Annotated in this window: 12 protein-coding genes; 10 read left to right on the forward strand and 2 right to left on the reverse strand. The window is 65.9% G+C overall.

The genetic code is table 11. The features are described from left to right. Position 1 precedes the first annotated feature (1 nt). From HMPREF3167_RS00110 to HMPREF3167_RS00155, 10 genes are all read left to right on the forward strand, one after another. The gene (locus HMPREF3167_RS00110) at positions 2-2,971 is read left to right on the forward strand and encodes a restriction endonuclease (protein WP_070444815.1); all 2,970 of its coding nucleotides are present in this window, start codon (positions 2-4) and stop codon (positions 2,969-2,971) included. Positions 2,972-2,983: 12 nt separating this feature from the next. Beyond that, the gene (locus HMPREF3167_RS00115) at positions 2,984-5,869 is read left to right on the forward strand and encodes an SNF2-related protein (protein ID WP_070444817.1); all 2,886 of its coding nucleotides are present in this window, start codon (positions 2,984-2,986) and stop codon (positions 5,867-5,869) included. Between the two features lie 272 nt (positions 5,870-6,141). Then, the gene (ppdK, locus tag HMPREF3167_RS00120; RefSeq protein ID WP_070444821.1) at positions 6,142-8,874 is read left to right on the forward strand and encodes a pyruvate, phosphate dikinase; all 2,733 of its coding nucleotides are present in this window, start codon (positions 6,142-6,144) and stop codon (positions 8,872-8,874) included. Between the two features lie 217 nt (positions 8,875-9,091). Next, a complete protein-coding gene (locus HMPREF3167_RS09550; RefSeq protein WP_068538614.1) occupies positions 9,092-10,129 on the forward strand; it encodes a hypothetical protein in 1,038 nt (345 codons plus the stop codon). 2 nt (positions 10,130-10,131) lie between these two features. Beyond that, positions 10,132-12,099, forward strand: a complete 1,968-nt coding sequence (locus HMPREF3167_RS00130) for a hypothetical protein (protein ID WP_070444824.1) — start codon at positions 10,132-10,134, stop codon at positions 12,097-12,099. A 496-nt stretch (positions 12,100-12,595) separates the two neighbouring features. Next, positions 12,596-12,820, forward strand: coding sequence for a FeoA family protein (locus HMPREF3167_RS00135; RefSeq protein WP_068538616.1), 225 nt, complete (start codon positions 12,596-12,598; stop codon positions 12,818-12,820). After that, positions 12,817-15,096 (forward strand): ferrous iron transporter B, encoded by a 2,280-nt coding sequence (locus tag HMPREF3167_RS00140; RefSeq protein ID WP_068538617.1) that lies wholly within the window; start codon positions 12,817-12,819, stop codon positions 15,094-15,096. The genes HMPREF3167_RS00135 and HMPREF3167_RS00140 overlap by 4 nt, the downstream gene beginning before the upstream one ends. Next, the gene (locus HMPREF3167_RS00145; RefSeq protein WP_062613279.1) at positions 15,093-15,452 is read left to right on the forward strand and encodes a hypothetical protein; all 360 of its coding nucleotides are present in this window, start codon (positions 15,093-15,095) and stop codon (positions 15,450-15,452) included. The genes HMPREF3167_RS00140 and HMPREF3167_RS00145 overlap by 4 nt, the downstream gene beginning before the upstream one ends. A 30-nt stretch (positions 15,453-15,482) precedes the next feature. After that, positions 15,483-18,416, forward strand: a complete 2,934-nt coding sequence (locus HMPREF3167_RS00150; protein ID WP_070444827.1) for an FAD-binding and (Fe-S)-binding domain-containing protein — start codon at positions 15,483-15,485, stop codon at positions 18,414-18,416. Between the two features lie 208 nt (positions 18,417-18,624). Then, complete coding sequence (locus HMPREF3167_RS00155; RefSeq protein WP_070444830.1) at positions 18,625-20,157, forward strand: hypothetical protein; 1,533 nt, start codon at positions 18,625-18,627, stop codon at positions 20,155-20,157. Between the two features lie 153 nt (positions 20,158-20,310). On the opposite strand, the gene HMPREF3167_RS00160 is transcribed toward HMPREF3167_RS00155, so the two are convergent. After that, on the reverse strand, positions 20,311-21,348 hold the full coding sequence (locus HMPREF3167_RS00160) for an alpha/beta hydrolase (RefSeq protein ID WP_070444831.1): 1,038 nt from the start codon (positions 21,346-21,348) through the stop codon (positions 20,311-20,313). Positions 21,349-21,355: 7 nt separating this feature from the next. Next, a complete protein-coding gene (locus HMPREF3167_RS00165) occupies positions 21,356-22,615 on the reverse strand; it encodes a homoserine O-acetyltransferase MetX (protein ID WP_070444832.1) in 1,260 nt (419 codons plus the stop codon). Between the last annotated feature and the right edge of the window lie 294 nt (positions 22,616-22,909).

The following is a 22,909-nucleotide window of genomic DNA, read 5'->3' on the forward strand; positions in this document are numbered from 1 at the left end:
GATGAAATTCCAGTTTGACCCGCGCCAGCCCTACCAGACGAGCGCCATCGAGGCCGTCACTGACCTATTCGATGGGCAGCCTGCCGATGCCGACCAGCTCGTCACGAAGCTGGAAGACTACTCGCCCAACCCGGCGCTCGACATCCCTGGCCTAGCGCCAGACGGGCTCGACCTGTTCGCCGAGATCGGTGCCTACGGTAACAACCTTGTCCTGGATGAGGAGACGATTGCCGTAAATCTGCGCCAGGTGCAGGACCGCAACGGTTTAGAGGTTAACGACACCCTGGTGGATGGGCTTCAGTTCGATATTGAGATGGAAACCGGCACCGGTAAAACGTACGTGTATTTGCGTACCGCGTTCGAACTCGCGAGCAAGTACCGGTTCAACAAGTACATCATCTTGGTGCCGTCGGTGGCGATACGGGAGGGTGTGAAGACCAGCATCCAGTTGATGCGCGAGCACTTCCGCCACCTGTACCCGCAAATCAACATGGACTACAACGTTTACTCCGGTGACCGCGCCGAGGACGTGCGAGATTTTGCTACGGCTACATCGTTGCAGTTCTTGGTGATGACGATCGACTCGATTAGGGGCGATAAGAACACCCGTATCATTCATCAGCAGCGCGATAAGCTCTCTGGCCTGCGGCCACTTGACTTCTTGCAGGCAACTCGGCCGATTGTCATCATGGATGAGCCGCAAAACATGGAGTCCCAGCTCTCCCAGTCCGCTGTCACCGACCTGAACCCGCTGTGCACACTGCGCTACTCGGCAACCCACCGGACCACCCGCAACGTGGTGTACCGGCTCGATCCGCTGGATGCGCACCGGCTGGGGTTGGTGAAAAAGATCGTCGTCTCCGACGCCCTGGAGATGGGCGGCGCGGCGAAGCCGTATGTGAAGTTACTGGAGGTCAAACGCGACCCGTCGTTCAAAGCGTCGCTGGAGCTGGTGATGCGGAAGAAGGACGGTAGTTTCGCGAAGAAAAAGGTTAGCGCTACCCAGGGAGCCGATCTGGAGCGGCTCTCTGGTGGGAATCCGGCATATGAGGGGAATTGGAGGATCAACGAGATTAGCGTCCAACCCGAGCAGATCGAGCTGACCAACTACGGCTACCTGCGGGTAGGTGAGGCGATTGGTGACAACCAGGACGCCGTGTTCCGGGAAATGATCAAGGAGACCATCAAGGAGCACATCCGCAAAGAGACCCAAGTTCACGAACGCGGCATAAAAGTGCTCTCCTTGTTCTTCATCGACAAGGTCGCCTCCTACCTCGGTGAGGGCATCAACAACCTCGATGCGCGCGGCCCGTTCGCCGAGGCCTTCGACGCGATCTACGTTGAAGAGCGCGCGAAAAACCCGGCCGCCCACGGGTTCCTGCCCGAGGATCCGGTGGAGGCCCGCTCTGGATACTTCGCGCAGATGAAGGCAGGTAAGGGCAAGAACGCCCAGCTCACGTTCAAGGACTCCTCGGGCAAGACAAAGGCCGATGATGGCGCCTATGAGCTGATCATGAAGGACAAGGCTCGCTTGCTCAGTATGGACGAGCCGGTCCGGTTCATCTTCTCTCACTCTGCGCTCCGTGAGGGGTGGGATAACCCGAACGTGTTCCAGATCTGCACGCTGCGTGACATGTCGACCGAGACGGAGCGCCGCCAGACCATCGGCCGTGGCCTGCGCCTGCCCGTAAACCAGGACGGTGAGCGGATCAAGGATGCGGGCACCGCACAACTCACTGTCGTGGCGAACGAATCGTATAAGGCGTTCGCGTCTGCACTGCAGGATGAGTACAAGCAGGCTGGTGTGGCGATCGGATACGTGAGACGGACTGAGTTCGCTGCCTTGCCGGTGGTTGATGAGGTGACGGGTAAGGAGATGCGGCTGGGGACGAAGCGTTCCAGTGAGATCTGGGAGTCGCTCCTCAGCCAGGGTTACATCAACGCTGCCGGTGAGGTGATGGGCACATGGGTGCCAGACCAGCTGGGCTTCACTGTAAACCTTCCCGAACAGTTCGCAGGTTACGAGGAAGACGTCATCCGGATTGTCGATGGCTGCAAGATAGAAACGATCGTCAAGCACAAGCGCAAGCGCCAGCCCCGCGCCCTCAACAAGCAGGTCTACGCCACCCCCGAGTTCGAAGAGTTCTGGGAGGCAATCACCGCGCGCACCACTTACCGCGTGGCGCTCGATCGTGAGGACCTCATCAAACGGAGCGTGGCGAGTATCCAGCAGGCGCCGCAGATCGATCCGATTCGTATCCAGGTCACCCGAACTGGGCTTGAGATCACGCGTGGTGGCCCAAAAGGCACGGAACTGGGATCCCGGTCCACCGTGCTCACGGACTCGTATCCGTTGCCGGACATCATCAGCCAGCTTCAAGAATCAACGTCGCTGACGCGGAAGACGATCATCGAGATCCTGCTCGGCTCCGGCCGCATCGGGGACTTCCTCGCGAACCCGAATGACTTCATCAAGATGGTCACCGAGCGTATCGAGACCGAGCTCGCTCACACCCTCATCGACGGGATCCAGTATGAGCCGATCGGTGGCTCCATCTATGAGCTGCGCGAACTTCAGGCCGATGGGTTGGAGGAGAAGGACCGGTTCATCGACCAGCTGTACAAGGTGACGAATAAGGAGAAGACGGACTTCGACTACCTCGTGCTCGACTCGGCAGTGGAGCGGCAGTTCGCTCAGTACTTGGATGGGCGTGAGGACATCAAGTTGTTCATGAAGCTGCCCGACAAGTTCCGTGTGCCTACACCGGTGGGTGATTACAACCCGGACTGGGCGATTATCAAGGTTGAGGACGGCACCGAGCACCTGTACCTGGTGCGGGAGACGAAGTCGAGCCAGGACCCGGCGAAGCGCCGCCCGAGCGAGAATGCGAAGATCAAGGCCGCGATGAAGCACTTCGCCGCGATCGGCGTGGATTATGCGGTGTCGGCCCCTGAGCGGTGGGAAGTTTAAGGGGAGCGACGAGTGCAGTGTTTAAGTGACTATCAGGCCAAGCTCTATGCACATGAGCTCGACCGTTCCTATGCCTCCGACCATGTCGGCAAGCTCGCGGGGTTGCTGTTCGATGCTCAGGTGGAGCCCAAACCCCACCAAGTCGACGCCGCCCTGTTCGCCCTGCAAACCCCGTTCTTGGATGGGGTGATCCTTGCTGACGAGGTCGGGCTTGGTAAAACGATCGAGGCCGGAATCGTCATCTCCCAATACTGGGCACAGCGCAACCGGCGCGTCCTCATCATCGCACCATCGTCGCTGCGCCAGCAGTGGAAGCAGGAACTGGACGAGAAATTCGCTCTGCCCGCCTCACTGCTCGATCGCACTAACATTGATGAGTTGACCGGGCCAGGCGCGAAGGATCAGATCCTCATCTGCTCGTATGAGTTCGCGAACTCGCAGACCACGAAATTGCTCCGGACCTGGGATCTCGTGGTCTGCGATGAAGCCCACCGTCTGCGCTCCCACTGGACCGGGCAAGCCAAGATCGCAGCAAACGTCGCCCGCATCTGCCGCGCCGCCACGAAGACGGTCATGCTCACCGCGACTCCGCTACAGAACCGGCTCGAGGAACTCTACGGGCTGGTCTCGGTGTTCGCGCCGGACTACTTCCATTCTCTCGAGGCATTCAAGGAGCGCTACCTGGACAACCCTGACGGGGTCGGCAACGATGACCTCGCCCAGCGGGTCGCGATGGTGGCGAAACGGACGCTTCGCAAGGATGCGGATAAGTACATTCGCTTCACCGAACGTATGCCGCTGACCGTCGCGTTTACCCCGAGCGATGCTGAGATCGAGCTGTACGACAAGATCAACGAGTACCTGCAGCGGCCGTTTCTGTGGGCGTTTGCGAAATCCCAACGCCACCTGTCCGCTCTCATCATGCGCAAACGCCTCGGCTCCTCCTCCTACGCCGTCGCCTCCACTCTAGAGCGCACTGCAGACCGCCTCGAAGCGGAAGTCCGCGCCGGACGCCGACGCAACGACGCCGGCGGCTTCGTCGGTGACCCAGACCTCACCGGCGAGCTACGGGAAGAAGCAGAAAACACCCCGGTCACCCCTGAGGTGATTGACCCGGAGCAGCGCCATGCGATGCTCAGCGAAGTCGAAGAGCTGCGCGAGTACGCAAAGCTCGCCCGCTCCATTACCGTCAACCAGAAGGCTGTGAAGCTGGTTGATGCGCTCGAGCAGGGCTTTGCGAAGCTGCGCGAGATTGGTGCACCGGAGAAGGCGATCATTTTCACCGACTCCACCGTCACCCAGGACTACCTCGCCCGATCTCTCACGGAGGCAGGATGGGGCGAAGGCCTCGTCTTGTTCAACGGCACCAATACCAGTCCGAAAGCCAACACGATCTACAAGCGGTGGCTCGAGGAGAACCAGGGCGGTGATCTTGTCACAGGTATTCTTGCTGCAGACCGGCGTAAAGCCCTCGTGGATGAATTCCGTGAACGCGGTCGGCTCATGATCGCGACCGAGGCCGCTGCGGAGGGTATCAACCTGCAGTTCTGCTCGATGCTGGTCAACTATGACCTGCCGTGGAACCCGCAACGCATCGAGCAGCGCATCGGCCGCGTGCACCGCTTCGGGCAGAAACACAACGTCGTGGTCGTCAACTTCTCCAACAAAGGAAACCTTGCCGAAGAACGCATCCTCGAGCTGCTCACTGAGAAGTTCGAGCTGTTCACCTCCGTGTTCGGCGCGTCCGATGAGGTTCTCGGTCAGATCGAAGACGGCCTGGATTTCGAGAAGAACATCGCCCACATCCTTGACAACTGCAAGACCTCCGCCGAGATCGATGCCGCGTTTACTACTCTCGAAGCGAAGTACGCGAAGCAGATCAACCGGGAGATGAAGAAGACCCGCGCCAAGGTGTTCGATAACCTCGACCCGAAGGTGCGCGACAAGCTCAAGTCCTACGACGCCCAAACCGGAATCGTCCTCAACGCCTTTGAACGACTCTTGATCGATGTTACTCGGCACGAGCTGGGGGATAAAGCCACCTTCAACGATTCGGGTACGCAGTTCAAGCTTCACGCCTCGCCCCGTAGTGGAATTACGGCCGGTGACTACTACTTCAAGTCGGAGCCGCGGAAGGGCGCGCATCAGTATCGCTACTCCAGTGATCTTTGTTCGTGGGTCATCGAGTCGGCGAAAACACGAAACACTCCACCTGCCCGGCTGATCTTCCAGATTCAAGGATCAGACCGGGCCAGCACGATCGCCAAGCGTATGCGCAACAAGCAGGGGCGGTTGCGAGTTGAGGAAGTCACCTTCGCGATGCGCGCTGGTAGCAAGGACCTTCGAGAGTCGTATCTCCTATTCTCAGGGTTCTTTGATAACGGTACCCCCATGGATCCAGAGCAGATTCGAGATCTGCTCGACCTGAACTGCGTCAACGTCAGTGAGGGCGATGTGGATACCAACGGCTTCGAGCGCGGCATCGCGCAACAGATCAAGAGGCTCGAGCGGGATGTCGAAGAGCGAAATGCCACTTTCTTTCTTGAACAAGAAGCCCTCGTTGATGCTGCTCGCCTCGACCTCAAAGCGACATTTGACGCCAAGATCCGCGATTACCAAGCCAAGGCCGCCACAGCAAACAAGGAAGCTCGAAAGGCATCAAACACGGCGCAGGAGTTGAAGCTCCGCCAAGAGGCACGGCGCTGGCAGCGCAAGGCTGACGATGCTGAGGACGACTATCGCGCCGAACGAAATCGTCTACGCACTGAGTCTGAGGAGCTGCTCCGTAGCGCAGAGGATGCTCTGCGAGCCACCGAGACTCGGCAGGAGTTGTTCACCATCAATTGGGAGGTAGCGCGAGCGCGGCGCCGGGACGCAAGCCGCCCCATGGCGTCGTGACGCCGGCCTAGGCACCCGGGCCCAAGCGCGCGTGAGGTGGGCCCGCCACCCGGGGGCTTGCCGTTGCGGGAACCGGGTCGAAAGTCGCATATGGCGCCCGGCCGGTGATACATTTGAGGGCGGTGCGTGGCGGCTAAGGCCGCCCATACTAGGCGGGCCGAACCGCCCGAAACAGGCGGGCCACACCGCTCGAAATAGGCGGGCCGAACCGCCCGAAACGGGTGGCGCGCCCCTACAACATACGACAACCCATGATTCCCAACGGAGGGCAGATGACAAAGTACGTATACGACTTCACCGAGGGTGATAAGGACCAGAAGGACCTCCTCGGCGGTAAGGGCGCGAACCTGGCTGAGATGACCAACCTTGGCCTCCCGGTGCCTCCCGGCTTCACGATTACCACGGAGGCCTGCCGCGTGTACCTGAACGAGGGTGCGGCGCCGGAGGAGCTGGACGTGCAGGTCACGGGCGCGATCCGTGAGGTCGAGGCGAAGATGGGCAAGCACCTGGGTGATCCGGCTGATCCGCTGCTCATGTCGGTGCGCTCGGGTGCGAAGTTCTCCATGCCGGGCATGATGGAGACCGTGCTCAACATTGGTCTGAACGACGAGTCGGTGCTCGGCCTTGCGGAGCAGTCCGGGGATGAGCGTTTCGCGTGGGATTCGTACCGCCGCCTAGTGCAGATGTTCGGCAAGACCGTGCTGCACATTGAGGGTGAGCCGTTCGCGGACGCCCTGCACGCCCTCCAGGATGAGAAGGGCTACGCCGGCGATCCGGACATGACCACGGAGGACCTACAGCGCCTGGTGGTGGAGTTCAAGGCGATTGTCAAGGAGGCCACGGGCCACGACTTCCCGCAGAACCCGCGCGAGCAGCTTGACCTGGCGATCAAGGCCGTGTTCAACTCGTGGAACACGGAGCGCGCCCGCATCTACCGCCGCCGCGAGCACATCCCGAACGACATCGGCACCGCTGTCAACGTCCAGACCATGGTGTTTGGCAACATGGGTGCGGGCTCCGGCACGGGCGTGTGCTTCACGCGCGATCCTTCCACGGGCCACTCGGGCGTGTACGGCGACTACCTCGAGAACGCGCAGGGCGAGGACGTGGTGGCGGGCATTCGCAACACGCTGCCGCTGTCGGCGCTCGGTGAGCTGGACAAGAAGTCGTACGACGAGCTGCTGGCCATCATGGACCGCCTCGAGATCCACTACCGCGACCTGTGCGACATCGAGTTCACGGTGGAGCGCGGCAAGCTGTGGATGCTGCAGACCCGCGTGGGTAAGCGCACCCCGGCCGCGGCGTTCCGCGTGGCGGACCAGCTGGTCGACGAGCGTCTCATCACTCGCGACGAGGCGGTCACCCGCGTGACGGGCGACCAGCTCACCTCCCTGCTCTTCCCGCAGTTCGACAAGGGCGCGAAGAAGGTCACCATCACCCGCGGCATGCCGGCCTCCCCGGGCGCGGCCGTGGGCGAAATCGTCATGGACAACGCCACCGCGGTAGCACGCACGCAGGCGGGCGCGAAGGTGGTGCTCGTGCGTCGTGAGACGAACCCCGAAGACCTCCAGGGCATGGTGGTCTCCGAGGGCATCCTCACCGCCCGCGGCGGCAAGACCTCGCACGCGGCCGTGGTGGCGCGCGGCATGGGCCGCTGCTGTGTGGTCGGCGCCGATGACCTGGTGGTCGACGACGTGGCCGGCACCATGAAGGTCAAGTCCACCGGCAAGGAATTCAAGGTGGGCGACATCATCGCGATCGACGGCACCACCGGCGAAATCTTCGAAGGCGACGTGCCCGTGACCGACTCCCCGGTCACCACCTACCTGGCCGAAGGGCTCGAGGCCGGCCTCGCCGCCGCACACACCGATGACGACCGCGACCTGGTGGGCGCCGTGGACCGCATCATGAGCCACGCGGACGAGAAGCGCCGCATGCTCGTGCGCGCCAACGCCGACTCGCCGGAGGATGCCGCCCGTGCCCGCGCGTTCGGCGCCCAGGGCATCGGCCTGTGCCGTACCGAGCACATGTTCCTTGGGTCCCGCCGCAAGCTCATCGAGAAGATGATCCTCGCCCACGACGAGGCGACCCAGGCCGAAGCGCTGGCCGAGCTGCTGCCATACCAGCGCGAGGACTTCATCGGCATCTTCGACGCGATGGACGGCCTGCCGGTCACCGTGCGCCTCATCGACCCACCGCTGCACGAGTTCCTTCCCGACCTGACCGACCTGTCGGTTAAGCTCGCGGTCAAGGAAGCCAAGGGCGAGGAGATCACCGACGACGAGCGCGAGTTGCTCGCGGCCGTGAAGTCGCACCACGAGCAGAACCCCATGCTGGGCCTGCGCGGCGTGCGCCTCGGGCTGAAGATCCCGGGCCTCATCCGCCTGCAGGTGCGCGCGATCGCCGAAGCCGCCGCCCACCTGATGAAGGAAGGAAAGGACCCGAAGCCGGAGATCATGGTCCCGCTCATCGGCGGCGTGCGCGAACTGCAGATCGTGCGCGACATGGCCCTCGAAGTCATCGCCGAAGTCTCGAAGGAGACGGGCGTGGAGCTCGACCTGCCGATCGGCAACATGATCGAGCTGCCGCGCGCGGCCGTGTCGGCTGACACGATCGCCACCGAGTCCGATTTCTTCTCCTTCGGCACGAACGACCTCACCCAGACCACGTGGGGCTTCTCGCGCGACGACGTCGAAGGCACGTTCTTCAACGAATACTTCGACTACGGCGTGTTTGGCGTGTCCCCGTTCGAGTCCGTGGACCTCGGTGGCGTGGGCGCCCTCGTGGACATGGGCGTGCAGCGCGGCCGCCACTCCAAGCCCGACATGAAGATGGGCGTGTGTGGCGAGCACGGCGGTGACCCGAGCTCGATCCACTTCTTCGAGAAGGTCGGACTGAACTACGTGTCCTGCTCGCCGTTCCGCGTGCCGGTGGCCCGCCTCGAATCGGGCCGTGCGGCCATCGAGAACGAGACCACGTACGTGCGCCACTTCAACGACCTGTAAATCGCTGAAGGGCCTGCGAGTACGCGGGCGAATCGGGAGGGGCTCGGCCAGGGATGGCCGAGCCCCTCCTTCTTTCCGCTGGCGGGCCGGGCGGCGTCGGTGGGCGCGGGCCGGGCGGCGTCGTCGGGAAATCGATGCCCCCAAAGTGACGTAAGTTATAGTGATAGGGTCATGTCGCACAGACGTGCCCCTCACACGCACACACGAAAGGGAAATCGTGGACAACGAACTCACACCCACGCCTGAATCGGCAGATGGTACCGAGACCGCGCCGCTTCAAAGGGCTGACGGCCCCGAGGCGGCGGGCGCCGCGCAGTCGGCCCCCACGGAGCCGCTGCCCCAAAACCCCACGGAGCCGCTCGAGCAGGCCGCTCCGGCTGACTACACGCCCACCGACTCCTACGCCGCGGCCCCGGCCAACACCTATGGGCAGGCGCCCGGCGCCCCGGCGTCGTCGGCCGCCGAGAACGCCCCACAGGCCTACGATCCGAACGCGGCCCCTGCCTACGTGCCCTACGTGCCCGGCCAGGGCTACGACCCGAACGCAGTCTACGCGGCCGGCGCCCCGGCGTCGTCGGCCCCCGCGAACCCCGCGGACTCCATCGGCGGGGTTTTTGGTGCCATGTGGTCCGTGATCAAGCTGATCCTGGGCGGCCGCCTGCTCGAGGCGATTAAGCTGGGCGAGTCCTACCGCTACTACTGGCACGTGGCCATGGGCATCTTCGTGTTCGTCGGCGCGCTCATCCCCGCGGGCGTCGGCGTGGCAGCGTTGAAGGGGATCGTCAACTTTGTCAACACCTACAGCCGCTACGGCTTCGGCTACTCCGGCCCCAGCGTGGGCGACCTGCTCGGCACCGGGTTGAAGCTCTGGCTGTTCGGCGCGGTCGTCTTGGCGGCGTTGGTGTTCGCCTTCACGTGCGCCCTGTACTTCACACTGAAGATGCGAGGCGTCACCGTGCCGTTTGGGCAGGTGGCCACCCTGTGGTCGGTGTCGGCCACCCCGGCGATCTTCATGATGGTGATCGGCGCTTTCCTGGTCATCATCCCCACCACGGTCACGTTCTTCCTGGGCTTCCTCGTGCTCTCCATTGGCGTGGGCCTGGCGGGCAACATGGCGTTTATCGCGAACTACGTGGGGCTCAACCGGATCGCGCGGGCGGAGAAGTCGATGCTAGTCCCGTACGTCCTCTTCTGCGGGCTTGCCGCCGTGGTCGTCATGCTGATCTTCCTCATCCTCGGTCAGCTGGTGTCGTAGCCATGAAGACCAAGTCACGTTTCAGCGGGGTCGCCCTCGCGGTGGCCCTGCTCATGTTGCTCACGGCGTGCGGCGCGCGCCTGAACACCACCGTGGCCCTGGAGGAGGGCGGCGCCGGCACGCGCACGATCTCCTTCACCGTGGCCAACGACGCCGACACCCGGGACCGCATCACCGGCGGCTTCGAAGCCGCCGACGCCGCGATCGTCAAGCACCTGCCCGAAGGCCTCGAGTTCTCCGGGCTGACGATGGGCGAGGCGGAGGTGACGGGCAACTTCACCCTGTCCTTCACCGACATGGACGACTACAAGTCGAAGGTCACCGCGATCCTCGAGGCCGGCGGCCTTGACGGGGATCCCGAGATCACGTTCTTCTCCGCCGACGGCTCGTTCAAGAAGGGCTTCGAGTTCGAAGAAAGCTTCTCCTCCTCCGACCTGCTGGCCTGGGTGCCGGACGCGCTCGTCGTCGAAGGCGTCATCGCCGAAGACGACCGCAGCAGCGTCATCGACGGCGAAGACCCCAGCACCGTCACCTACGGAGGGGAGACCTACACGTCGGACTACGGCGGCTCCATCTTCATCGATCAAACCCAGGACCAGGGCTTCGACAACGTCTACCTGACGATCGCTGACAACGACGACGGCTCGTTCGGGGCCGTCGTCGTGCTCGAACGCTACTCGAAGCCGACCGAGCCGATCAAGAAGATCGACGACGAGTTCCTCGGCAAGTTCTCCGGCATGACAATCGACTCCGACACCGACACCTCGACCAACAACTACCAGCGCTCGCTCAGCTTCGACGCGATCTCCGCCGAGGACCTCGTGTTGAAGCTCGACGACGTGTTCGGCGAGGGGGCGACGTCGTTCGAAGTCGGCACTGGCGGCGAAAACGGGGAAGCCAAGCTCCAGCGCACCTACCGCGGCACCGCCGACCCGGTGGAGCTGTGCAGCAGCTACTGCGGGCTAGAAGTACACATGATCGCACCCGAGGGCTACACCTCCGGGGGTGGCGACAACACCGACTACGCGTACGGCACCAGCTTCGAGTTCGCCTTCGACAAGGACATCGTCTTCGACTCGCTCGACTTCGCGGTGAACGTGTCGATGTCGAGGGAATGGACACTCGACGTCGACGTCGTGCTCGATTCCACCGAATACGCCGACTTCCTCGACCAGGTGGAGGCCGCGCTCGCCGAGAACGGCGGTTCTATGAAGACCTCCGACGCCGACGGCAAGCGCACCTACTCCTTCTCCTTCACGCCAAAGGACGAATCCGCGTACGCCTGGTCCGTCCGCGTCCGCACCCTCGAAGGCGTCGAGAAGGAGGTCACCGACGGCGACTACGAGGTCCAGCTCGAACTCGACCCATACGACTTCGTGGGCGGCGCCCAGATCTCCCAGGTGACGGGCAGCGTTGAACTCGGCACCATGCAGAAGTGGGCGAATGTTAGCGGCTACCTGTGGACCCGCGATGGTGACACGTACACCTACTCCGTCTCCGACGCCAGCTCGCTCTGGTTCGAGGGGTATGCGTCGGGTCCGACGATGGGCAAGCTGATAGGCATGATCATCGCTGCCGTGGTGGTGATCGCGCTCATCGCGCTGGCCATCATCTTCCGCAAGAAGATCGCCAAGCTGTTCTCCAAGGGGCCGAAGCCGGCGCCGTACCCGGGAGCTACCGGTGCCGCCGGTGTGGCTGGGCCGGCGGGCGCGTATGGCGCGCAGTCATACAGCGTGCAGCCGGGGGCTCCGGTGGGCCCGGGCGCGCCGGGTCAGGGCGCCGAGCTCGGCGTTCAGCCGGAGGCTCCTCAGTTCTCCGCGGCCCACTCGGCCGAGGCCAGCACGTTTGCGGGAGCTCAGCCGGGCATCGCGCCGGGAGTTCCGGCAGGTCCTGGAGCGCAGGCCGGGCCGGGTGTGCCGGCACCGGGTGGCTCCGCCTCGGGCGAGTTCCGCGAGTACGACCTCACCTAACGCCAGCTAGCAGTGTGGGCCCGGACACCCGTCCGGGCCCACACTCATGCCCGCGCTTGCCTGCCGCGTCACCGCACGCCTGCCCGTGCGCCCGCACCCGCGCCTGCCCGTGCGTGCGTTTCGCGTCACCTGCGTCACCAGCGCCCGCAGAGCCCGCAGCGCCCACAGCCCCCGGGCACGAGCTCGCCACCACGCGCGCGGCCTGCCCGCCCGGCAGCTGCCCTCCGGCTGGTGGTCGTTGCAGATGCTGCACTACCTGGCAAGATGCGGCACTACTTTCCCGTTATTTAGTACCGCGTTTGTCAGTTTAGTGCCGCATCTGCTGAGAGGGGCCGGCGGCAGCCCACCGGCGGGCCGGCGACAGACCACCGGCCGCCACCGCCGCACCCCAAACTGGAGTCATTCCAAGGCGTAAATAACGGGGCTTTGGGCTTTCTTATATGAGCAAGGCAAGGATAGCCTTACTCGTGACAATTCCATATTTCCTGGAGGAAGAATGAAGCTCAGCGAATGCCCCACACGCGTTACGCTTCGACTCACTAACCTGAAGCTCCCCGAGCATAGCCTGCTGCGCATGCAGGAGATCGGTGTGCGGATTGGCGCCGAAGCCACGGTGATCCAGCATGCCGGTTTTGGCGGCTTGGTCCTTAATATTGCCGGCTCGCGCGTGGCGATCGACCACCGGTCCGCGAAGAACATCGAAGCGGAGCTGGTGGCATGACGGTCCAGGAAAAGGTCAAGGAAAACAAGCGTTACGCGGGCGTGACGATCGCACTGGTCGGCAACCCGAATGTCGGCAAGTCCACGCTCTTCAACGGCGTGACGGGCGCCCGCCAGGCGGTCATCAACGCCCCCGGCACCACGGTGGAGGTCAAGGCCGGCACGTGGCGGAGCCTCGGCGCCCGCGTGCTCGACCTGCCCGGCGCCTACTCGCTCATCCCCAACAGCCCGGATGAGAAGGTGGTGGCTGACACGCTCGCGGGCCCCGGTCGCGACGCCGCCGCCCCGGCTGACCACGGCCATCACGGCCACCGCGGCCCGCTCGATCAGGACGTCAACCTGGTGCTCGCCGTGCTCGACGGCGGCGCGCTCACCCGCTCCCTGTACCTCGTGGCCCAGCTGGCGCAGACGGGCTACCCGGTCGCGGCGGTGATCCACATGGCTGACGTCGCCGCCGATAACGGCATCAAGATCGACCCGTCGGTGGTTTCGCGCGAGCTTGGTATCCCGGTCATGATCTTTGACCCGCGCAAGCGCGGCCAGTACGCCCAGCTTGACCGCTTCGTCGAGCAGGCGATCCTCGAGCCGCGCCGCGTGTCCGGCCTCGACGCCGACCCCACGGCCCCCGGCTACAACGCCCGCGCGGCCGCGAACCCGCTGGCTAGCTGCCGGCTGTCCGACGTCGACGAGCGCGACCTCCTCGCCCAGACCTCCTGCGGCGGCGGTGCTGCGTGCGGTTGCGGCCACGACAAGGCTTCGTCCCTGGAGCTTGACGACGTCGCCCCCACGGGCCTCGCCTGCGGCTGCGGGCACGACCGCCCGACCAGCCTTGAGCTTGGCCCCACGCACACGACTGAGCCTGCCTCCGCCACGGATGCGGAGCTTGAGCGGGCCACCCGCCTGTTCGGCTGGGTGGACCGTGTGGAGTCGGCGATCAACACGTCCGCCGAGCGCCCTGAGACCCACGGGCCGTCGCGCTCGGATCGCGTGGACAAGGTGCTGCTCAACCCGGTGGCTGGCCCGATCGTGTTCTTCGCGGTCATGTGGCTGCTGTTCAAGCTGGCCGGCGAGTGGGTGGGTCCCATCCAGGACTGGTGTGATGCGATCTTCTCCAGCACGGACGAGGGCGCGATCTCACTGGCGAACGGCGTGAGCTGGCTGCTCGGCGTCGTCGGCCTGGGCGGAACGTGGGTGGATTCGCTCCTGGTGGGCGGTCTGTGTACGGGCCTGGGAGTGGTCGGGTCGTTCGTGCCGCTCATGTTCACGATCTTCGCCGCGCTGTCGATCTTGGAGGATTCGGGCTACATGGCCCGTGCCGCGTTCCTGGCGGACCGCCTCATGCGCCGCATCGGCCTGGACGGGCGCGTGGTGCTCCCGCTCATCATGGGCTTCGGCTGCAACCTGCCCTCCCTCGCCGCGGCCCGCACGCTGCCCTCCCCGGCGCAGCGCCTAGTCACGGTACTCATCACGCCGTACACTTCCTGCGCGGCGCGGCTGACGATCTACCTCATGATGACCAAGATCTTCTTCCCCAACAACGCAGGAACCGTGGTCTTCGCCCTCTACCTTGCCTCGATCGTGCTGGTGGTGCTGGGCGCGTGGGTGCTGAAGTTCTTCTATACCAAGAATGACGCCCAGTCCCCGCTCATGCTGATCCTGCCCGCCTACCAGGTGCCGCGCGCGCTTGTGCTGCTGCGTCAGGCGGTGCAGCGCTCGTGGATCTTCGTCAAGGGCGCGGGCAAGATCATCGTGGCCATGACCATGGTGGTGTGGCTGCTGGGCGCGATCCCGATGGGCGCGGGAGGCGCGGGCAAGTCCTTCGCTGACCCGGAGCTGCCGATGGAGGATTCGGCCTACGGGCAGGTGGCCAAGGTGCTCGAACCCGTCTTCGAGCCGGCCGGCTTCGGCGACTGGCACATGGCTGGCGCGCTCATGACTGGCTTCGTGGCGAAGGAAACCGTGGTGTCCTCGATCGTGGCCTCCTACAACATGGACCCGGAGGCCGCCGGCGACGCCGAAGACAACGGCGACGACCTCGGTGAACTTCCCGACCTCCTCGCCTCCACGTTCACGCAGACGGCCGGCGAGGGCTACCAGGGCCTGGCCGCGATCGCGTTCCTCGTCTTCGTCCTGGCCTACACCCCGTGCCTGGCTACGGTGGCCGAGCAGGCCCGCCTGATCGGCGGCAAGCGCACCACGATCGCTGTGGGCGCCCAGCTCGTCATCGCCTGGGCGCTGGCGGTGGGTATCTTCCAGATCGGGAAGCTGTTCCTGTGAACGCTCCCGCTCGCTTGAGTGCGCCCGCGGCTAACGTGGGCGCACCCGCGCGTCCGGCGTCCCTGCGCCCGGCTAGCCCGGCTAACGCTGCCAGCCAGCGTCCCGGCAGCCCCGCCTACTCGGTTGCCGACCGGGTCCTTGCCGAGATCCGGGCCGGCGGCACGATCCCTAACGTTGCGAAGAAGACCGGCACCAGCGAGGTCTTCGTCCGGGTGCTGGTGGACCACCTGGAGCGGACGGGGCTGGGCGGGTCGGCGTCGTCGTTGTGCTCGTCGGGACAGGGGGCGTGCGGGCCGAACGGCGCGCAGACTGACGAGGCTCTCATTAGTTGTGCAGGGTGCGCGTTCGCGCGCTAAAAAGGGGACAATGGCCTCGAAGGAGGCATCATGGAACCTACGCTTGCCCACGCGCTTGAGGCCGTCATCGAGGGGGACGTCCATTCCTCGCCCCGCGCTCGCGCCGAGTACGCGACGGACGCGTCGAATTATCGGGTCCCGCCGCAGGTGGTGGTGTGCCCCAAGAACGACGACGACGTCGCGGCCGTTCTGCGCATCTGCCGGGAGCGTTCGGTGCCACTGACGTCGCGCGGGGGTGGCACGTCGGTGGCGGGTAACGCGGTGGGTGAGGGCGTGGTCCTTGATTTTTCGCGTTACATGAATGCCATTGAGGTCGACCCGGTAGCGCGCACGGCCCGCGTCCAGCCGGGCGTGGTGATGAGCGATTTGCAGGCGGCGGCCGCCCCGTACGGCCTGCGCTTCGGCCCGGATCCTTCCACGCAAAATCGTGCCACGCTGGGTGGCATGATCGGCAACAACGCCTGTGGCCCGCACGCGGTGGCCTGGGGGCGAACGGCCGATAACGTGGTCTCCCTCGAGTGCCTGGACGGCATGGGCCGGCGCTTCACGGCCGGTGCGGGGGAGCTCAACGTGCCGGGGCTGGAGGCCCTCGTGGATGCCCACCTGGCCGACATTCGCAAAAACTTTGGCCGGTTTTCCCGCCAGGTCTCGGGCTATTCGCTCGAGCACCTCCTGCCCGAAGCCGGGCGCGACTTGGCGAAGATGCTGGTCGGCTCGGAGGGCACGCTCGTCGTGATGACGGAGGCGGTGGTGCGCCTGGTGCCGCTGGCGCAGACGCCCACGCTCGTGGTGCTCGGCTACCCGGACATGCCCGCGGCCGCCGACGCCGTGCCCGCGCTACTTCCCCATTTGCCGCTCGCGGTGGAGGGGATTGATGCGCAGCTGGTGGACGTGGTGCGGCGCAAGAAGGGCTCTGTGCCCGAGTTGCCGGAGGGCGGCGGCTGGCTGTTCATTGAGGTCGGGGCGCAGGAGGGCGAGGAGCTCGCGGTGGTCGAGGAGCGCGTGGCGGGCATCCTTCGCGACGCCGGCACCGACGCCGCCCGCGTCTGCCCGCCGGGGCCGGAGGCAACCGAGCTGTGGCGAATCCGCGCCGACGGTGCGGGGCTGGGCGGGCGGACGCCGTCGGGAGCCGCGGCCTGGCCGGGCTGGGAGGACTCGGCGGTGCCGCCGGAGAAGCTCGGCCCCTACTTGCGCGACCTGCGCGCCCTCATGGGTGCCAAGGGCCTGGACGGGCTCATGTACGGCCACTTCGGGGATGGGTGCGTGCATGTGCGCATTGACTTCCCGATCGAGGAGCTGGGCGGGGTGCCGGTGATGCGCGCGTTCATGGAGGAGGCCGCCGACGTGGCGGTGCGCTACGGCGGGTCGCTGTCAGGTGAGCACGGCGACGGGCGCGCCCGCTCCGAGCTGCTGACCCGCATGTACCCGCCGGAGGTCATCGAGCTGTTCGGCGCGGTCAAGGCACTCTTCGACCCGGAAGACGTGCTCAACCCGGGGGTGCTCGTGCGCCCGCGGCCCCTCGATTCTGACCTGCGCCGCCCCCACGCCTCGCCCAGTGAGTACGCCGGCGGCTTCCACTTCCGCGAGGACGACGCCGACCTCACCCGCGCCGTCCACCGCTGCACCGGCGTGGGCAACTGCCGGGCGAACCGCACGGGCGCGGGGTTTTTCATGTGCCCGTCGTACCTGGCCACGCGCGAGGAGAAGGACGCCACGCGCGGGCGGGCGCGCGTGTTGCAAGAGGCGACGAGCGGGAAGCTGATTAAGGGGTTCGCCGATGCGGCGCTGCGCGAGTCGCTCGACCTGTGCCTGGCGTGTAAAGCCTGCTCCTCCGACTGCCCCACGGGCGTGAACCTGGCCAAGTTCAAGTCCGAGGCGCTCTATCGAGGGTACAAGGGCAAGCTCCGTCCGCGCACGCACTACGTGCTGGGCAACCTGCCGCTGTTGGCCCGGTGGGCCACGGCCGTGCCCGGGGTGGCGGCAATCGCGAACGCGGCGCTCAAGGTCACGCCGCTGCGCAAGCTGGCCTTCGCCGTGGCTGGGCTGGACTCGCGCCGGCAGATGCCCGGGTTCGCTACGACGCGATTTTCCAAGCTCGCGCGGGCCGAGCAGGCCGAGATGCGGCGGGTCGGCGGCGAGCTGGCCGGGGCTGGCGCCGGCGAGGAGTCGCGGGTGCGGGCGGGGGCCGGGGACGGCGTCGTCGGCGCGCACGAGCTGGGGAAAAAGTACGTGATGCTGTGGGCCGACTCGTTCTCCGAGACGCTCGATACCACGGGCGCGCAGGCCATGGTGGCCGTGTTGCAGCGGGCGGGGTACACGGTGCTCATCCCGCCGTCGGACACGTGTTGCGGGCTGACGTGGATCACCACCGGGCAGCTGGGGCACGCGAAGAAGGAACTCACGCACCTGTTGGATGTGCTGGCGCCGTTCGCGGCGTCGGGGATCCCAATTGTGGGCGTGGAGCCGTCGTGTACGGCGGTGCTGCGCGAGGACATGCCCGACCTACTCGATGACGCCCGCGCCGGCCTCGTCTCCCACATGACCTACACGCTCGCCGAGCTGCTGACCGCGCCCGCACCGATAGGGCCGGAGGTGTGGACGCCGCCGGACCTCAGCGGCCTCACGGTGGTGGCCCAACCGCACTGCCACCACTACTCGGTCATGGGCTGGCTTGCCGACGCGGAGCTGCTGCGCCGCGCCGGCGCCGACCTCACCACGGTCTCAGGATGCTGCGGGCTCGCCGGCAACTTTGGCATGGAGAAGGGGCACTACGAGGTATCGGTCAAGGTTGCCGCCAACGACCTGTTGCCCAAACTCGCCGCTGCCCCCGACGATGCCGTCTACCTCGCCGACGGTTTCTCCTGCCGCACCCAGGCCGCCCAGCTGGCGGGCGACCAGGGCGTGCACCTCGCCGAACTCCTGCGCGACGGGGTGGCCGTGCGGCGCAAGGGCGGGCGCCGGTAGGGTGCGGCTGTGGTGGCCGGGCGGCGTCGTGAACGAGCCGGGCAGGAAGCCGGGGCGCGCCGTCGTTGGGCGGTTGGCTACGGGCGCGCGGGCGGGCACGGAAGGCGTGGTTGGCCGCGTGGCTGTCGGCAAGTCCACTTCACGGATGAGGCGGCGCCCATCCGGGGCCGGTAGGCTGGAATAAACTGAGGTGCGGGAAGGAGAACGCGTGGTGGTTTTCGCATTGCATCAGGGGCGCCTGGTGGCGGCGGCGCAGTCCGTGCCCAGTGAGGCGAGCCCCGAAATCCTTGACGCCGTACGCTCCCAAATCTTTGACTTTATCGGCCAACCGCTGTTCGGCGTGGGCTGGGCGGACCAGACCTTCCTCGCGCTTGATACGACGGGGCAGGTGGTGAGCGTTGACGTCGTGGAGGCGCTCTCCGCCCAGGACTTCAGCGCGGCGCTCACGCGCGCCGGCCGGCACGCCCAGATGAGCCGGGCCGCGCTCGGGCAGATGTACCCCGGCGGGCTCGAGTCCTTCGACGCCGACTACCGCGCCTTCGTCGACTCCGCTCCGCCGCGCACGGCGCCCGGGCCGCGCCTGCACATCTTCTCCCTGGCCTACGACACCGATGTCCTGTGCCCTATCCTCGCCCTGCGCGGCGGTGGGGTGGAGGCCCATCGGGTGCTGGCCTATCAGAGCGCGCAGGGACTGCTGGTAGAGATCGCCGAGCTGGCTGAGCTGCCCGCGGCGCTGCCGTGGGCGGGAGAGGCGGTTGAGCCGGAGCTCGTTGCGGAGGAGTCGGCTACCGAAGAGGTCGTTGAGGGGACGCCGGCCGAGGACGTGCCGGCCGAAGTGGTTAATGCTGCTGAGCCGGCGGCCGAAGAGCCGGCGGCGGACGTTGCAGAACCCGCCGAAGATGTGGCTGAGGCTGTTGAGGTTGCCGAGGTGGCCGACGTCGCGGAGCCTGAAGTCACGGCGGAGCCGTCGCCGGAGGCGGAGGAGATCGTCGACCGCGCCCAGCGCTACGACGACGCCTGGGACATCAGCGGCTGGCGCTTTGAGAAGGAGAGGCCGGCGAAGAGGTCGGCGTCGGAGGTCATGTCCACGGTGGAGTCCCGCCGAACCTCGCGGGAGAGCCGCCGGGCGCTGAGCGAGGAGGCCCGGGATCTCTTGGAAAAGAACCGCCAGGACGTGGGCCCCACCATGTACGACCAACTCATGAGCGAGGCCAAGCGCCCCGAACAGCGCCTGTGGGATATGAGCGCGCCGAAGGATCACGGTGCCACCATTTACTCGGAGCAGGCTTCGTCGGTGGCCTCGCAGGAGGCGGTGACCCGCGCGGCAATGCGCCCGTGGAAGTCGCTGGCTCCTGCTAAGCCTGCACCTGCCGGCTCGCCCGCGCCTGGGCCCCAGCGCGCCGACAGCACCGATCGCGCGGCCGCGCCTGAGTCTGCTACCCAGCTCGCGGCTAACACGCGTGAGCCCAACATTGACTCCACGGACCTGCCCGAGCCCCTGCCGCGGATGCAGCAGGTCGTGGCCGAGGTGGGCGCTGTTGACGTGACGTGGCGCTCGCGGCGCCGCCGCCGGCGCAGCCTTTCCGCGCGGCTGACAGAGACCGGCCTGCTCGAGGTGGAGGGCAAGGGCGTGTTTGCGGATCCGTCGCAGGCTGCGGTGGCGGCTTCGGGCATGATCGGCGCGGACGGCTGGCGCATGTGGCTCGTCCCGGACGGCCGCTCCTTCGGCGAGATCGCCTAGCGCAGCACCCCCGCCCCGCTCCGGTACCCGCGCCGATTTGGGCGCCGATAATCCGTGTTACTGGCTTGGTTCCTGCTCGGCTCTGGCTCCCGTCGTCACAAGTCGTGAATCTGAGGGCGAGCGGGCTTCTATAGCGATCGGTAGCCGGTATTTTCACGAGTTGTGTCGGCCAGGCCCCGGGTCTGGTCGAACAGCGCCGCGGACGAAGCGCTCGATGTGGCCGTAGGCGTACTGGCGGGAGGAGCGCCGGGAGAGTAGTACGTCGTGGATGGCGTCCGGCACCTTGACCAGGGTGGTTACCCGCCCGAGCCAGGGCACGCGCTTCCAGATTTGGTCGACGTTGAGGACGGTGTCGGCGTGGCGCATCTGGTCATTCCACGTGTCGGAGTAGAAGGTCTGCGCGCTGGTGAGCACCAGGATCGGGCACTGGATGTCGAGCCCTTGGGCCACGCGCTCGTGCCCGTTGGCGATCGCGCGTAGCCAGCCGGCTCGGATGGGGAAGGAGGGCACTTGCCGGTAGCGCGGGTCGGGGTGCCAGCCGCCGTCGGTGACGAACGGGTCATCGCAGGGATCGGCGCTGGCTGCGGCGCGTTCCTCGTCGGTCATGTAGCCGGTCAAGAGCCGGTGGTAGAAGTCGTTGCCGGGCATGGGGATGATGGTGGTGCGCGAGAGGCGATGGATTGTGTCGAGGATGGGCTGGCTGGCGAGGCGCAGCGCGGTCTGGCCTTGGAATTCGAGCCAGGGGGAGTTGAGGATGACGCCGGCGAGGGCATCGGGGTGGCGGTCGGCCCAGAGTGTGGCGGTGAGGCCGCCGGTGGAGTGGCCATAGAGGAAGAGCGGGACGGTGTCGCCGAGTTCGGAGTAGATGACGTCGAGCGCTTCGTGGATCTCCTCGTCGTACGTGGATAGGTCCTCGATGTAGCCCCACATTTGGTCGTCGAGGTGCGAGCGGCCGTATTTGCGCAGGTCAATGGCGTAGAAGCGCCCGCCCATGCGCTCCACTTCGAGTGCGAACTCGTACTGGTAGAAGTAGTCGTTCCAGCCGTGGATTGCCAGCACCGCGAACGTGGGTGCGCTGTCCCCAGGCCGGTAGGTCACGAGTGTGGCGCGGTTGGGCCCGAACTCGTCGTCGTGCAGGAGGAGGACGCGCTGGTAGAAGCCGTCCCCGAGGAAATCAGGTGTCCACGACATGCCACCATTATTGCACCCGGCGCGCGCGGGCGGGGAAGAGTGCGGGGTCGTCGAGGAAGTCGCGCAGGATGGCCGTGACCTGGTTGTTTTCGATGAGGAAGCCGTCGTGGCCGTAGGCGGAGTGCACGGTTCGCAGCGGGCGCGCGCCGGGGAGGGCGGCGGCGAGCGCGGCCATGTCAGCGGGGTAGAACAGCCGGTCTGAGTCGACTGCCACCACGAGTGCGGGCATGGTCAGGTTTGCGACGACGGCGGGGGTGCCGCCGCGGCCTCGCCCGATGTCGTGGGTGATCATCGACTGGGAGATTGTGAGATAGGAGTTTGCGTCAAAGCGGGCGGCGAGCTTGTAGGCGTGGTGATCCAGATACGAGGAGACGGCGTAGCGGCCGCCGGCGAGTGGATCTTCGCCCTCTTGGGGCGTGCGGCCGAAGCGCTGGTGGAGTTCGAGCGGGCTGCGGTAGGTAATATGTGCGAGCTCGCGGGCGAGGCCCAGGCCGCGGTGGGGGCCGGCGCCGTCGGGAAGGTGATAGTAGTCGCCGCCGTTGAAGGCGGGGTCGAGGGCGATGGCCTGATTTTGGGTTTTTTGGTAGGCGATCTGCTCGGCAGTGGTGGCCGGGCCCGCCACTAGCACGGCGATCGCCCCGCACATGCGCGGGTACGACGCCGCCCACTCCATCACCCGGTTGCCGCCGAAGGACGCGCCGGCGACGAGCGCCCAGCGGCTCACGCCGAGCCGGTCGGCCAAGAGGTTTTCCGCCGCACACATATCCCTGATCGTGATCTCGGGGAAGCGCGAGCCCCACGGCTTGCCGTCGGGGGCGATGGAGGCCGGGCCGGTCGAGCCCTGGCAACCACCCAGTACGTTGGGGCAGACCACGAACCAGCGGTCGGTGTCGATGGCTTTGCCCGGGCCGACGATCTCGTTCCACCAGCCGTCCGTGCCGTCCTTCGAGGTGGCGTGAGAGTCGCCCGTGAGGGCGTGGCACAGCAGGATCGCGTTCGAGCCGTCCGGGCTGAGCGTGCCCCAGGTCTCGAAGGCGAGCGTGACGTGGATTGTGCCGCCAAGCTCGAGGGGAAGTGGGCCGAGGTCTGCGAACTGGCGCTCGCCGGGCTCGTCGCCGTCGCGCCAGGCGCCGGTGGCCGGCAGGGGCTTACGGGAGAGGGGCGGGTGGTAGCCGGTGTCGAAGTCCGCCACGGGGGCGGCGTCGGTGACGGGCGTGAGCGGCGGGTAGCCCACAAGGAAAGGCGGGTAAGAAGCGTCGGGTGTCATGGAGGTCCTCATCGTAGATCACGGGCATGTCAAGGGCACCCGCCAGGAAGGGGCCGGTGCCCGCTCTACATTCGCTTCATGCCTCCACCATAGGGCGCGCCCGAAAGGGGCGCAACGGGATGACGTGGCATGAGACAGCGGCAAGATCGCGGGCGTGTGACAGTTGTTAATGGTGAGAATGAAGTAAATAAAGTGAATTGTGATTCTCGTGTTTCATTTTGTAACGAATGGGTATACGGTGGTGGGTGAAAACGCGTTGTCAAGCCGACACGCCCGCACGCATCACACATATGG

Origin of the sequence: Trueperella sp. HMSC08B05, assembly GCF_001808405.1 — a bacterium.
GTDB lineage: Bacteria > Actinomycetota > Actinomycetes > Actinomycetales > Actinomycetaceae > Trueperella > Trueperella bernardiae.